This window comes from Streptococcus sp. 339 (assembly GCF_013277285.1).
Taxonomy (GTDB): domain Bacteria; phylum Bacillota; class Bacilli; order Lactobacillales; family Streptococcaceae; genus Streptococcus; species Streptococcus pseudopneumoniae.
The window spans coordinates 1-13,543 of the sequence record NZ_VMMR01000088.1; the positions used below are offsets into that span (position 1 = coordinate 1).

At 40.7% G+C, this 13,543-nt stretch carries 16 protein-coding genes; 3 read left to right on the forward strand and 13 right to left on the reverse strand.

Features of this window, described 5'->3' with window-relative positions:
- Nucleotides 1-271: 271 nt before the first annotated feature.
- The 5 genes from HT736_RS09610 to typA all read right to left on the reverse strand — a co-directional run bounded on the left by HT736_RS09610 (nucleotide 272) and on the right by typA (nucleotide 5,812).
- Nucleotides 272-913 (reverse strand): ABC transporter ATP-binding protein, encoded by a 642-nt coding sequence (locus HT736_RS09610; RefSeq protein WP_050208755.1) that lies wholly within the window; start codon nucleotides 911-913, stop codon nucleotides 272-274.
- A 1-nt stretch (nucleotide 914) separates the two neighbouring features.
- On the reverse strand, nucleotides 915-2,936 hold the full coding sequence (locus tag HT736_RS09615; protein WP_138701640.1) for a bacteriocin-associated integral membrane family protein: 2,022 nt from the start codon (nucleotides 2,934-2,936) through the stop codon (nucleotides 915-917).
- 71 nt (nucleotides 2,937-3,007) lie between these two features.
- Entirely contained in the window at nucleotides 3,008-3,307 is a 300-nt protein-coding gene (locus HT736_RS09620) for a lactococcin 972 family bacteriocin (RefSeq protein ID WP_000850382.1), read from the reverse strand.
- A 389-nt stretch (nucleotides 3,308-3,696) separates the two neighbouring features.
- Nucleotides 3,697-3,951, reverse strand: a complete 255-nt coding sequence (locus HT736_RS09625; protein ID WP_000262803.1) for a DUF3165 family protein — start codon at nucleotides 3,949-3,951, stop codon at nucleotides 3,697-3,699.
- Between the two features lie 19 nt (nucleotides 3,952-3,970).
- Nucleotides 3,971-5,812 (reverse strand): translational GTPase TypA, encoded by a 1,842-nt coding sequence (gene typA, locus HT736_RS09630; RefSeq protein WP_069289080.1) that lies wholly within the window; start codon nucleotides 5,810-5,812, stop codon nucleotides 3,971-3,973.
- Nucleotides 5,813-5,973: 161 nt separating this feature from the next.
- Here typA and HT736_RS09635 point away from each other — a divergent pair, with 161 nt between their 5' ends.
- On the forward strand, nucleotides 5,974-6,699 hold the full coding sequence (locus tag HT736_RS09635; protein ID WP_172921855.1) for a 16S rRNA pseudouridine(516) synthase: 726 nt from the start codon (nucleotides 5,974-5,976) through the stop codon (nucleotides 6,697-6,699).
- A 41-nt stretch (nucleotides 6,700-6,740) separates the two neighbouring features.
- Here the strand turns inward: HT736_RS09635 and HT736_RS09640 are convergent, their stop codons facing one another.
- The 3 genes from HT736_RS09640 to HT736_RS09650 form a co-directional block, all read right to left on the reverse strand.
- The gene (locus HT736_RS09640) at nucleotides 6,741-6,974 is read right to left on the reverse strand and encodes a hypothetical protein (RefSeq protein ID WP_001088017.1); all 234 of its coding nucleotides are present in this window, start codon (nucleotides 6,972-6,974) and stop codon (nucleotides 6,741-6,743) included.
- A gap of 86 nt (nucleotides 6,975-7,060) precedes the next feature.
- Entirely contained in the window at nucleotides 7,061-7,441 is a 381-nt protein-coding gene (locus HT736_RS09645) for a rhodanese-like domain-containing protein (protein ID WP_000259256.1), read from the reverse strand.
- Nucleotides 7,441-7,671, reverse strand: coding sequence for a YqgQ family protein (locus HT736_RS09650; protein ID WP_050585076.1), 231 nt, complete (start codon nucleotides 7,669-7,671; stop codon nucleotides 7,441-7,443). The genes HT736_RS09645 and HT736_RS09650 overlap by 1 nt, the downstream gene beginning before the upstream one ends.
- A gap of 102 nt (nucleotides 7,672-7,773) precedes the next feature.
- Between HT736_RS09650 and HT736_RS09655 the strand changes: the two genes are divergently transcribed.
- The gene (locus tag HT736_RS09655; RefSeq protein WP_001222592.1) at nucleotides 7,774-8,682 is read left to right on the forward strand and encodes a LysR family transcriptional regulator; all 909 of its coding nucleotides are present in this window, start codon (nucleotides 7,774-7,776) and stop codon (nucleotides 8,680-8,682) included.
- A gap of 53 nt (nucleotides 8,683-8,735) precedes the next feature.
- Here the strand turns inward: HT736_RS09655 and HT736_RS09660 are convergent, their stop codons facing one another.
- The 5 genes from HT736_RS09660 to miaA are packed head-to-tail and all read right to left on the reverse strand — an operon-like array spanning nucleotide 8,736 to nucleotide 13,187.
- Entirely contained in the window at nucleotides 8,736-9,491 is a 756-nt protein-coding gene (locus HT736_RS09660) for an SDR family oxidoreductase (protein WP_172930990.1), read from the reverse strand.
- 20 nt (nucleotides 9,492-9,511) lie between these two features.
- A complete protein-coding gene (rnz, locus tag HT736_RS09665) occupies nucleotides 9,512-10,441 on the reverse strand; it encodes a ribonuclease Z (RefSeq protein ID WP_172923289.1) in 930 nt (309 codons plus the stop codon).
- A gap of 14 nt (nucleotides 10,442-10,455) precedes the next feature.
- Complete coding sequence (locus tag HT736_RS09670; RefSeq protein ID WP_172923288.1) at nucleotides 10,456-11,079, reverse strand: cystathionine beta-lyase; 624 nt, start codon at nucleotides 11,077-11,079, stop codon at nucleotides 10,456-10,458.
- Nucleotides 11,072-12,310, reverse strand: a complete 1,239-nt coding sequence (hflX, locus tag HT736_RS09675) for a GTPase HflX (RefSeq protein WP_172923287.1) — start codon at nucleotides 12,308-12,310, stop codon at nucleotides 11,072-11,074. Before hflX ends, HT736_RS09670 begins: the two co-directional genes overlap by 8 nt.
- Nucleotides 12,303-13,187 carry a tRNA (adenosine(37)-N6)-dimethylallyltransferase MiaA gene (gene miaA / locus HT736_RS09680; RefSeq protein ID WP_084573331.1) on the reverse strand — a complete coding sequence of 295 codons (885 nt, stop codon included), beginning with the start codon at nucleotides 13,185-13,187 and terminating at the stop codon, nucleotides 12,303-12,305. Before miaA ends, hflX begins: the two co-directional genes overlap by 8 nt.
- A 120-nt stretch (nucleotides 13,188-13,307) precedes the next feature.
- Here miaA and HT736_RS09685 point away from each other — a divergent pair, with 120 nt between their 5' ends.
- Nucleotides 13,308-13,478: a DUF3042 family protein gene (locus tag HT736_RS09685; RefSeq protein WP_001051780.1), complete on the forward strand. Its 171-nt coding sequence runs from the start codon at nucleotides 13,308-13,310 to the stop codon at nucleotides 13,476-13,478.
- Nucleotides 13,479-13,543 lie beyond the last annotated feature (65 nt).

Genomic DNA, 13,543 nt, shown 5'->3' on the forward strand with positions numbered 1-13,543 from the left:
CCGTTTTTTTTGTCCTAATCACCTGTGATAATCCCTGTAAACCACATCATCGTTGACTCGCCATAGGTATGGTGTCTGACTTCGTCAGATCTATCCACAACCTCAAATCAGTTTTTTGAGCTGACTTCGTCAGTTCTATCCACACCCTCAAAACAGGGTTTTGAGCTGACTTCGTTAGTTCTATCCACATCCTCAAAGCTGTACTTTGAGCATCCAGCGGCTAGCTTCCTAGTTTGCTTTTTGATTTTCATTGAGTATGAATCTTACCATATCATCTATGTGATAAATCGGTAACTCGAATAACTTGGTCCACTTGCTCCCAAATCAGAGGATTGTGGGTCGCAATAATAATGGTCCGATTCGGATTTTTTAAAGATTCTAGGATAGAAAGTAATTCCTCAGAGTTTTTGGGGTCTAAGGAAGCGGTTGGTTCATCTGCCAGAATCAAAGGTGGATCCTTTAAAATTATCTTCGCTAGTGCAACACGTTGTGCTTCTCCTCCTGATAATTCAAAGATAGGTTGCTTTAAATCCAAATAAGAGAGGTTAACACGGTTTAGAGCTTGTTTCATCAAAGAGATTTTCTCTTTTTCTTTCAACTTTTTACCAACTAAACCCAGATTGAGGTTCTCTTTGACGGTTTGGCTTTCAATTAAGCCAAAATCTTGAAATAGATATCCTAAGTAATCTCTAAAGAAAACAGAAGGCTTGATGTCCTTAAGAGAGGTGCCATCATAGATAATTTGCCCTTTGTCATATGACTCTAATCGTCCAATCATATTCAAGAGTGTTGTCTTACCACAGCCACTTGTACCGATTAAGGCATAAATTTTCCCACCTTCAAAATGAAGATTCGTATCTGAAAATAGCTGACGGCTTCCAAATTTTTTAGATATATTCTTTAGTTCAATCATCCTATTTTCCTTTCATAATTGTCATAGAAACACGAGATTCTTTCTGCGCTTGACGGTAAAGCGTCAAAACTGCACTAGCTAGAAAGACGAATAAAGTGAGCAAGCCAATCACCAAGTCTCGACTGCTTAAAATAAAGAAACTAGCACCAAATACAAAACTGGCAAATTGACTAACCATATACTGAGCATGTGTTTCAAAAAATCGTAAACCTGAAATTCGTTTAATCAGAATATCTCGGCGGAATTGCTCGAAATATAGAAGATTGACAGAATAAAAGAGTAACAAGGAACTAGCTATTCCAACAATAGCTCCTAGGATTAAAGTTGCTGTTTCAGTTTGAACTTCATTATAACGAGTTAGATAAACACTTCTTCCTTCTTTAAGATAAGATACTTGCTCATAAATTCCAGCTTTCTTCAAGAGTTCTAGCCCACTCTCATATCCTTTGATAAAAAGTTGTTTTCCAGCATTGATAGACCAAACATATTTTGAAATGAAACTATCACCTGTAGATGTTGGAGTAAATACAACTAAAATCGGATCGGTTAAGTACTGAATGGATACTGGGCTTTCACCGTTATTATAAACAAATCGCTTTTCTCCAGTTGGAAGATAGCTAATAATCGCTCTCATTTCATACTCTAAAGGAGCACTTGCCTCCTCACTTGATTGCCCGTAATAGTTCAAACTTTCTTCAAAAGCTTTCTTAAGTTCTGCTTCCTGTGAACGAAGAGATTCTGGTAGTAAGAGTCCAAATTCTCCTTTTTGAAGATGGACTAACTTCTGTTTGGTCTCAGCATCTACCACGACCTTTTCCTTGTCCAAATAACTTGGGCTGACATAGAGAACATTAGCATCTGGACTATAGGTATCCAGTGTCTCTCCCTGTTCATTTTTTCCTTGAGGATTTGCAAAATGAATGAGATTATCTTTTACAAATAGAGCCTGTTCTTCTTCGATTGCTTCCTTGGCAAAGGCATACCACTTGCTCTGATTTTCTGTATCTTTTCCTCTATCACCTAAGCCAAAAGAAATTTGATAATAGTCTGCTCTGTCCTTCCACGCTTGTTTTGAAATTTCAAGTTCTTTCAATCGTTGGTAAGACGTCAAGCCTGTCTTAACAGCGTATCCCACTGTAAAAACAGCTACTAACTGACACAATAGGGTTAAAGCCATCAAGCGTTTAAGGGGTAATCTCCCCTTAATAACAGGAACTAATGCTTTGTAACTCAAACTCATTAGATAAAGAAGCATTAGTAAAATTGAAATCGCCAATAAAAACAACAGATAGAAACTAATCCCAAAACCATAGGTGGCTAACAAGATAGGATAAAACAAACCTTGACTAAAAAGAACGACTCCCCCACCTAGGAAGGAAAGGAGGGCTGATAGAAGGAGCCACTTGATATCAGTCGATAAAGAATGCCCCATAATGGATAAGAGAGTCTGACCAGAAAAGAGTTTTATACCTGCTGCTCTCATTTCCTTAATCCGAGTGATAATCACTAAAGCAAAGAAAGATAAGCCAAATATTGCTAAACTAATTAAAATAAGTGGATTTAGTAACATTCGAAAAGCAAGAGAATAGGGAGGTGTCTTTCGGTCAGCAATTGCTTTATAACCCAAATCTCCTAATTTATCGGCAAGCTTTTCTTTCGTCAAGGAGCCTGACAAAAGGAGATAACTATTTAGCGGATCACTACGTTCACGACTTTCTTGGCTAGCTTCTTGGAATTCTTTTGGTAAAGTTCCCTGACCATAAGTTGCATAAGTAAAGTGAGTCGTCCCATCCTTACTCGGCTCTACAATTCTTCTAGATATTAAACTCTGTTCTGAGTTTGCAAAATTCTCCAATTCCTGTTCAAATACCTCACGCGTCGGTTCCTGAGTATCCTTTTTGACACGAAGTAAAGTAACGGAATCATAGCTTGCATATAAATATTGTGGCGCACGTAAGACAATAATCCAAGCAAGGAAGAAGCTGAGAACAAAAGTTGATAGTAATATGAATAGTTTCTTCATAGTAGACTCCTTGTAAACAAAATTCCCCACTGTAATTTCTTACAAGGGGAATTATCTAAGAAAACTAAATATTAGTCATAGTCATAGTAAAATGCTACTTGTTCCCCAAATTTAGTCCAAATCCAAGCCTCTGAAGTTTTCCCTGCAACTGCTGTTCCTTTATCTGAATGACTATCCCATTTACTTACAAGAGAAGAAGAATGATATTTTTTACCATGATAGTAATTTGAAAAAGCCCAACCACCTCCTGAACCTTCTCCATATGTCCATACTCCTCCATCTGGATATTGTACAGCAGCTGATGCAGCTCCCAATAATGTAAAGCTTGAAATAAGAGCTAGAGCAAGTAATCTATGTTTTTTCGTTTTCATTTTATTTTTCCTTTCAAAAAAGCACACCCTGAGCAACAATGCAACAAAATAAATCCTATTCTCTCTTTTTTGAAACCGATTTCTTATATAATAAGAATAGCATTTTTATTATTTGTTGTCAAGGAAAAAATCGAATTTTTTAGATATTTTACTATATCAACTATATGAATAATGTTTTTATGTTACCTATATGAATAATATTATATAGTAGTTTTATTTCAAAATAATATGCAACCAGTACTAACCAAATATAAAATAGATGTCATTAACGAATTTTATTCCAGTTTTTCCCATTCATATTATCCAAGCAAAAGTGATGATGTTAACTAAAAAGCAATTCAAACTATTGTAAAATTCCTACCAAAAAAAGAGAGCCGAAACTCTCTTTTTTATCTTCTTTTACTTTTTTTGACTGGCATGAGTGTGATGTCTCTCACACTAAAGTAAGCTAGGATTAACATGGCTATTGCTAGGAATATTTCTGTTGGTAATTGAAAAATTTTCAGAAAAGATAGAGCCAACAAAACCAAGAGTGCCACTAAAATACATACCATAGCGACGATATTGACTGTCCCTTTAATGCTTTCTGGTGTCGCAAATACATAGAGTAGGAGCAGTAAAATCCCTAGGACTAAATAGACCATCTTTCTCTCTTTCTAGCTCTTATTCAGCTGATTTTTTCTTCTTGTTAGCTTTCTCACGCTCTGCCTTGTTAAGGATTTGTTTACGCAAACGGATAGACTCAGGCGTTACTTCCATGTACTCATCGTCGTTCAAGAACTCAAGAGACTCTTCAAGTGTCAAGATACGAGGTGTCTTGATTACAGCTGTTTGGTCCTTAGTAGCTGAACGAACGTTGGTCATTTGTTTTGCCTTCGTGATGTTAACTGTCAAGTCATTTTCACGAGAGTTTTCACCGATGATCATTCCTTCGTAAACTTCAGTACCTGGGTTGACAAAGATTGTACCACGTTCTTCAATAGACATGATTGAGTAAGTTGTAGCCTTACCAGCATCAATAGAAACAAGGGCACCTCGGTGACGACCACCAATTTCACCTGAAATCAATGGCAAGTATTGGTCAAAGGTATGGTTCATGATACCGTAACCACGAGTCATTGACAAGAACTCAGTTGAGTATCCGATCAAACCACGCGCTGGAACAAGGAAGACCAAACGAGTTTGACCATTACCAGTTGAAATCATATCCAACATTTCACCCTTACGTTCAGAAAGGCTTTGGATAACAGACCCTTGGTATTCTTCTGGAGTGTCGATTTGTACACGTTCAAATGGTTCGCATTTGACACCGTCGATTTCTTTTACGATAACTTCTGGACGAGATACTTGAAGTTCATATCCCTCACGACGCATTGTTTCGATAAGGATTGACAAGTGCAATTCTCCACGTCCTGAAACAGTCCATTTATCTGGAGAGTCAGTTGGGTCGACACGAAGGGAAACGTCTGTTTGCAATTCTGCCTGTAAACGTTCTTCCACCTTACGAGAAGTTACCCATTTACCTTCTTTACCAGCAAATGGTGAGTTGTTAACCAAGAAAGTCATTTGAAGAGTTGGCTCATCGATGTGTAGGATTGGAAGAGCTTCAACTGCGTCTGTAGGAGTGATGGTTTCACCGACAAAGATGTCTTCCATACCAGAAACGGCAATCAAGTCACCCGCTTTTGCTTCTTGGATTTCACGACGTTCCAAACCAAAGAAACCGAAGAGTTTAGTAACACGGAAGTTTTTAGTTGTACCGTCAAGTTTAGAAAGGGTAACTTGGTCCCCAACCTTAACAGTACCACGGAAGACACGACCGATACCGATACGTCCAACGAAGTCATTGTAATCCAAAAGTGATACTTGGAACTGCAAAGGCTCATCTGAGTTATCTACTGGAGCTGGGATATGGTCGATAATTGTGTCAAAGATTGGTGCCATAGTAGCTTCTTGGTCAGCTGGATCATCCGACAATGAAGAAGTTCCGTTGATCGCTGAAGCATACACCACTGGGAAATCAAGCTGGTCGTCATCTGCACCAAGCTCGATGAAAAGTTCCAAGACTTCGTCCACTACTTCTGCTGGACGAGCTGATGGTTTGTCGATTTTGTTAACAACCACGATTGGGACAAGATCTTGTTCCAAGGCTTTTTTCAATACGAAACGAGTCTGTGGCATTGTTCCTTCATAGGCATCTACGACCAAGACAACACCGTCAACCATTTTCATGATACGCTCAACTTCTCCACCGAAGTCCGCGTGTCCTGGGGTATCCATGATGTTGATACGAGTTCCGTTATAGGCAACGGCTGTATTTTTAGCAAGGATGGTAATTCCACGCTCTTTTTCGATATCGTTTGAGTCCATAGCACGCTCAGCCAATTCAGTACGTGCATCAAGCGTTTCTGATTGTTTCAATAATTCGTCAACCAGGGTTGTTTTACCGTGGTCAACGTGGGCGATAATCGCAATGTTACGGATATCTTCTCTTAATTTTGTCATGATTTCCTCTATAATATTCAAAATTTATTTTCTAACTGAACGATTATACCATAATTTCAGGTAAATAACATAATTCAAGCAAGTGTAAATGTTTTCACTCTGCTTTTCTTTTCACGTCAAGCCTTTTCAAAGCAAGCGACTTATGATAAGATAGGCACAGTATGCGTTTAGATAATTTATTAGCCCAAGAAAAAGTTAGCCGAAAGGCCATGAAGCAAGCACTCCTCAAAGGGGAAATTCTCGTCGATGGTTGCCCAGCCCACTCCCTAGCCCAAAATATCGATACAGGACTACAAGAACTCCTTTTTCAGGATCGAATCATTCAAGGCTATGAACACACCTATCTTATGCTTCATAAACCTGCTGGTGTCGTTACAGCCAACAAAGACAAGGAACTTCCGACCGTCATGGACCTACTTCCATCTGACATCCAGTCTGACAAGCTCTATGCCGTCGGCCGACTGGACCGAGATACAACGGGACTCCTCCTCTTGACCGATAACGGTCCCTTAGGCTTTCAGCTCCTCCATCCCCAATATCATGTCGATAAAACTTATCAAGTTGAAGTTAATGGACTTCTGACACCTGACCATATCCAAGCCTTTCAAAAAGGAATTGTCTTTTTAGATGGCACTGTCTGTAAACCTGCAAGACTAGAGATTCTATCAGCAAGTCCTTCCCTCAGTCGAGCCTCCATCACCATTTCAGAAGGAAAATTTCATCAAATCAAGAAAATGTTTCTCTCGGTTGGTGTTAAGGTGACTAGCCTCAAGAGAATCCAATTTGGGGACTTTACATTGAACCCAGATTTAGCAGAAGGTAACTACCTCCCTTTGAACCAAAAAGAGTTACAAATCATTAAAAACTATTTAGAGATGAGTCGATAAAATAAAAAAAGCTTTAAATTTAAAGCTTTTTTGTTTTTTGCTTATCTAAAAACTACTGCGATTGTTAGAATCCAGTTAAGAACAGAAACTACAAGTCCTACGATGTTGAGAATTTTTTCTGTTTTATAGTCCAGTCCAGATTCTTTTTGGTATGAAAAAGCCAAAACCAATCCTATGATCCCCAAAATCAGACTCACTATTGGAGAAAGCAAACCAAGGACGATAGATAAGATACCTAAAATAAGTGAAGGTTTTTTCTTTTCTTGTGAATTCATATTATAAAATCTCCTTAAAATTAATATAAATGATGATACCATAAAATGCTAGCTTTATCTATCATTCGACAGATTTTTACAGAATGTTAGCTAGTCTTCACTTTCCCTTTCCAAGAATCCAAGCCATAAGAAAGGATATAAATCTCAGAAAAACCTTGTTTTTTCAAGTAAAGAGCTGCATTTGTGACACGTTGCGCACGTTGGTTTTCGTAAAGAAGGACAGGTTTGTCTTTACGAAGGGCTGCAAGACTAGTTTTCAACTGACTTGAAGGAATATTGCGGGCTCCAAGGATATGTTTTCTGTGGAATTCTGCTGGGTCGCGCAAATCAATCAATTGACCCGTACGAATCAAGGCTTCAAACTCCTCATTGTCCACAATTTTAGCCGCACGGCGAATACGAAGATAGTTAAAGCCCATCCATGCCAACATTGCTAGTATAAGTGCCCACAAAATCCAAGTAACCATTAGTTCTTTTCTCCATTTTTCTCAATATAATCCAATTCTAGCTTGTGCTCTCTGCGAAGAACCGCTTCTGCTTCTAGATAGTCTAATTTGTCCATCAACCCTGCATCGTAAATCCGAGAGAGTTCCAACTTCATCAGTTCAATATCATATAAGCGTTTTCCCATGTAAACAATAATACCAAATCGTTTGAGGAATTGCTGCACATCATAGAATGTTTTCATAAGACTCATTCTAGCAAAATTTTGTGTTTTTTTCAAGAAGAGACTTACACAATACTCCTGATTTTCCTATCTTCTTTGGCGATTCTAAGGCAAGTGTGGTACAATAAAAACATGAGAATTCAACAATTACACTATATTATCAAAATCGTCGAAACTGGCTCTATGAATGAGGCAGCCAAGCAACTCTTTATCACTCAGCCAAGTCTTTCCAATGCTGTGAGAGATTTGGAAAATGAAATGGGCATTGAGATCTTTATCCGCAATCCCAAGGGAATCACCTTGACCCGTGATGGGATGGAGTTTCTCTCTTATGCCCGTCAGGTTGTCGAGCAAACTCAGCTTCTGGAAGAACGCTATAAAAATCCTGTCGCCCACCGCGAACTTTTCAGCGTTTCTTCTCAACACTATGCTTTTGTAGTCAATGCCTTTGTCTCTCTGCTCAAGAAAAGCGATATGGAGAAATACGAGCTCTTCCTTCGTGAAACTCGTACTTGGGAGATTATCGACGACGTCAAGAACTTCCGTAGTGAGGTTGGTGTCCTATTTTTGAACAGCTACAACCGTGATGTTTTAACGAAAATGCTGGATGACAATCACCTGCTGGCTCACCATCTCTTTACCGCACAACCGCATATCTTTGTCAGCAAGACCAATCCTCTGGCAAAGAAAGACAAGGTCAAACTGTCTGATTTGGAGAATTTCCCTTACCTCAGCTATGACCAAGGAACTCACAACTCTTTCTACTTCTCAGAGGAAATCCTTTCCCAAGAGCACCACAAGAAATCCATTGTGGTTAGTGACCGTGCCACCCTCTTTAATCTCTTGATTGGTCTGGATGGATATACCATTGCAACAGGGATTTTGAACAGCAACCTCAACGGAGACAATATCGTTTCTATCCCACTAGATATTGATGATCCAATTGAGCTGGTCTATATCCAGCATGAAAAAACCAGCCTGTCTAAGATGGGCGAACGCTTTATCGACTATCTACTAGAAGAAGTCCAGTTTGATAGTTGAGAAATGATAAGAACCAATATGTAGGCTAGCAACAACCTGCACATTGGTTCTTTTTACTTATAATTAAAAGTTTCCCCTGCCAACTTATCAGCAAGTTTAGGAAAGAGGGTATAAAACTTATGGGCTAGGTTCAACAAAATAGGAAGATTGAGTTCTCGTTTGTTTTTCCCTATAATCTTGACAATCTTTTTAGCCACTGCATCTGGTTCTAAAAGGAAGCGTTCAACTGACTGGAGATAGGTTCCATCTGGGTCGGCCTGGTCAAAAAATCCTGTTCGGATTGGACCTGGATTGACTGTTGTCACATAGACTCCATAGGGCATAAGTTCGAGGCGCAGAGCACTTGAAAAACCAATAGCCGCAAACTTGGTCGCTGAGTAGAGACTGGACTTGCCAGTAGCGATTAAACCTGCCATGCTGACGATATTGATGATATGTCCTTTTCGACTCTCTTTCATACGGGCCGCAAGGCGTCGAGATAGATTCATCAGGGCAAAGGTATTGACCTCGAACATCTGGTGAATATCTTGGTCAGAAATCTGGTCAAATTCCTCAAAAATCCCGTAACCAGCGTTGTTTATCAAGACATCAATCTTGCCATAACGGAGATAGAGGTCTGCTACCAGAGTTTCTAAGGCTGAATCATCGGTAATATCGATTTCAATCAATTCTGCATGGGGATGGTTTCCGTAGAGTTGGGCTAATTTTTCCTTATTTCTACCAAGCAAGATGAGCTGGTCTTCTGGTAAAAGTTTGACCATTTCTTGAGCTAGACCACCACTAGCGCCAGTAATGAGAATAGTACGCATACTTATCCTTTCTCAATCTTTTAGATTTCCACTTCTTCCAAGTCTTTGACCACATGGACATTTTCAAAAATGCTGGCAGCGTCTTTCTTGAGCTGACTAATATCTTTTGAAAGGAAACGAGCACTGATATGGTTGAGTAGGAGGCGTTTGGCACCTGCTTCTACTGCGACCTCCGCTGCCTGCATGTTGGTTGAGTGACCATGATTGCGGGCAATTTTTTCATCACCCTTGCCATAAGTCGACTCGTGGACTAAGACATCGGCATTGACAGCCAGACGCACACTGGCATCCGTTTTTCTAGTGTCTCCTAAAATAGTGATAATTTTACCTGGACGGGGAGCTGAGATATAGTCAGCTGCCTTGATTTCAGTTCCGTCTTCCAAAACAACGTCCTGACCGTTTTTGATTTTCCCAAAAAGTGGGCCAAATGGGACACCTGCCGCCTTGAGTTTTTCAGCATCTAGCGTTCCTTCCAAGTCCTTTTGAATGACACGATAGCCAACACAGAATATAGTATGATCCAACTCCTCTGCATACACCGTGAATTTATCGGTCTCAAGGATTTTACCTAGAGAATCTTGGTCAAACTCATGAAAATGAATACGGTAAGGCAGGCGAGAACCTGACACACGAAGGCTGGTTAAGACAAATGACTTGATCCCTTGCGGCCCATAGATTTCCAAATCTGTCTGCTCTTCATTAGCTTGAAAAGCACGGCTAGAAAGGAATCCTGGCAAGCCAAAAATGTGGTCTCCATGCAGGTGAGTAATAAAGATTTTGCTGACCTTACGTGGTCGAATTGTGGTTTCCAGAATACGATTTTGCGTTCCTTCTCCACAGTCAAATAGCCAAACTTCGTTAATCTCGTCCAAGAGTTTCAGGGCGAGACTTGAAACGTTGCGGGCTTTAGAGGGCTGACCAGCCCCCGTTCCTAAAAATTGAATATCCATTCGATACTTTCTAATTAATCAATATATAACATGGCTGTGCGGTTTTCCGATCGGAAATAGCGCTTGCCAGAAAAAACAGCAGCTTCTTGCAGTAAATCCTCTTGGCTGTAGCCTTTGAGACGTTTGCGACCATCAGCCAAGTTTTCCAAATCCGTCAAAGCTGTGAGACTCTCTACACTAACAACTTCCTCATCTCCGACAGCCTTCATGTAAATCTTGCCAGACTCCTCAAAGACTAGCTGATGGGGGAAAATTTGCGCAATCTCAAAGAGTAAGTCATCCGAGATTTTCTCCTCATTTTCAGAGAAAATCCGACCAAGATCCTCACTCTCATAACAAAAACCAAAGGATTTACCAGACAGATTAAGTCGAATAAAAGGCTTATTTTCTAGGGTGAAACTTGGCTCAGTATTGTAAAGATTCAGTTCCTGACTGAGTTCCGCAAAATAATCCGTCGCAGCCTCAGGACTCTTTTTCTGGTAGAGTTCTGCAAAGTAAGCATTGACCACGCTAGGTGGAGGAGTGATCAGTGCCAACTGCTCTTGATTTGTTTTACCAGCTAGAAGTTGATCTAGATAGACCTTGTCCAGACTAGTATAGCCCCCATATTTTAGAGCTAATGTTTTGATATCAGTCATAAAATTCTTCTAACCTCCATTTATTTTTCTCGGAAATGTAGCCTCTAATCACTTCGCCATCATCTTGATAATCGCGTTCTTCCAGAATCGCAACACTTTCTAAATCATGAATCTTGTAGGATTTTGAAAAAGGCACGCGCAGGGTAAAAGATTCAAAAATATCCTTGATTTTCTCTAAAAACAAAGCCTGCAAATTTTCACGACTATCCTCAGACTTGGCAGAAATGAGGGCATAAGGCGTTTGAGTCGGCGTGAAATCCTCCACCAAATCCGCTTTATTATAAAGAGTCAGGCGAGGAATATCCTCCATATCCAAGTCTTTCATGATAGACAAGACTGTTTTTTCATGCTCTTCGTGGTAAGGATTGCTGGCATCGATAACATGAACCAGAAGGTCCACATGCTTGCTTTCTTCCAAGGTCGACTTAAAACTGGACACCAACTCTGTCGGCAAATCTTGGATAAAGCCCACGGTATCTGTCAAAGTTACTTGAAGATTGCCCCCTAGATGAATACTCTTAGTCGTCGCATCCAGAGTCGCAAAGAGCTCGTCAGCCTCATACTGAGTCTTACTGGTCAAGGTGTTCATGATAGTTGACTTCCCAGCATTGGTATAACCAATCAAACCAATCTTAACGGTGCTGGACTCCAGACGTTTTTCTCTGACAGTCGCCCGATTTTTCTCAACCACCTTGAGCTGACGCTCTATATCCGTGATTTGATTGCGAACGCTACGACGGTTCAACTCCAGCTGGCTTTCACCAGGTCCACGGGAACCAATTCCCCCTGCCTGACGGCTGAGCATAATCCCCTGACCAACCAGACGAGGCAAGAGATACTTGAGCTGGGCTAGGTGGACTTGGAGCTTCCCTTCATGGCTTCGAGCCCGCATGGCAAAGATATCCAAAATCAACTGCATACGGTCAATGACCTTAACACCGAGAACTTCTTCTAGATTGACATTTTGTCGTGGGGTCAGACGGTTGTTGACAATGACAGTGGTGATTTCTTCTGCATCCACCATAAGTGCAATCTCTTCCAACTTACCAGAGCCGACGAAGGTCTTGGAATCATACTTTTCACGTTTTTGTCTGTAGCTATCGACTACGACTGCCCCAGCCGTTTTCGCTAAACTGGCCAATTCTTCCATGGAGAGGTCAAAATTGTCCATGCCCTGCAATTCCACACCAATCAGCAGAACTCGCTCCTCTTTTTTCTCCGTTTCAATCATCTAAAAACTCCTCTATCTGGTTTAAAATGCGGTCTTGCACACCAGCTTCTCCAATCTGATAAAAGGTCACCTGCATGCGATTACGGAACCAGGTTAACTGACGCTTGGCAAAACGACGGGTCGCCTGTTTGAGACTCTCACTGGCTTCCTCCAAGGTCTGCTCTCCACGGAAATATGGAAAGAGTTCCTTATAGCCAATTCCTTTAGCCGCCTGCACATTAGGGTAATGGTCAAAAAGCCACTTGGCCTCATCCCAAAGCCCAGCCTCAAACATCAAATCCACTCGGTGGTTGATGCGCTCATAAAGTTTACTACGTTCATCATCCAAGCAGATAATCAGCGGTTCATATAGACTCTCTTGATTTTCCAAATCCTGACCAAAATGAGCAATTTCCAAGGCACGCATCGCACGACGACGATTAAACTGGGGAATCTCAAGACCTGCTTGCGCCACCAGATGAGCTAATTCCTCATCTGAATAGGGCTCCAAACTAGCTCGATAGGCCAAAATCTCCTCATGGGGAGTCTCCCCACCCAGGTGATAACCTTCTAGCAAGCTCTGGATATAAAGCCCAGTCCCACCGGCTATAATGGCTAGCTTGCCACGGCTGTGAATATCCTCAATAGCCATCTTAGCTTCTGAAACAAAATCAAAAGCCGAGTAAGACTCGGTTACCTCTCTAACATCGATTAAATGATGGGGAACAGCTGACTGCTCTTCTGGACTAGCCTTAGCCGTCCCAATATCAAGTTCTCGATAGACTTGCTGGCTATCTCCACTAACCACTTCGCCATTAAAACGCTTGGCCACTTCAATGGCAAGGGCTGTTTTTCCAACAGCAGTCGGTCCAACAATCACAATTATTTTTGTTTTCATCTTTTTTCCTTGAAAAATTCCCATTTTTTCGTTACTATTATTATAACACAAAAAGGTCAGTCAGAAAAATGTGACCTCTTGAGGGGGCTGGCTGATTAAGAAGATAAAGGAGGAAGACTCATGGCTAAAGGATTCGCTAAAGGTCTTGTAACAGGTGTCGCAGGAACTGTTGCTGCCGTTGCAGGTGCAGTATACGCATTTAAAAAGAAAGTAATCGAACCAGAAGAGCAAAAAGCAGCTTTCATCGAAGAAAACCGTAAAAAAGCAGCTCGCCGTCGCGTATCACGTTAAGAAACAAAAGAAGTTGGGATTCATTGTCTCAACTTCTTTTTCTATTCTTTTATACTCAATGAAAA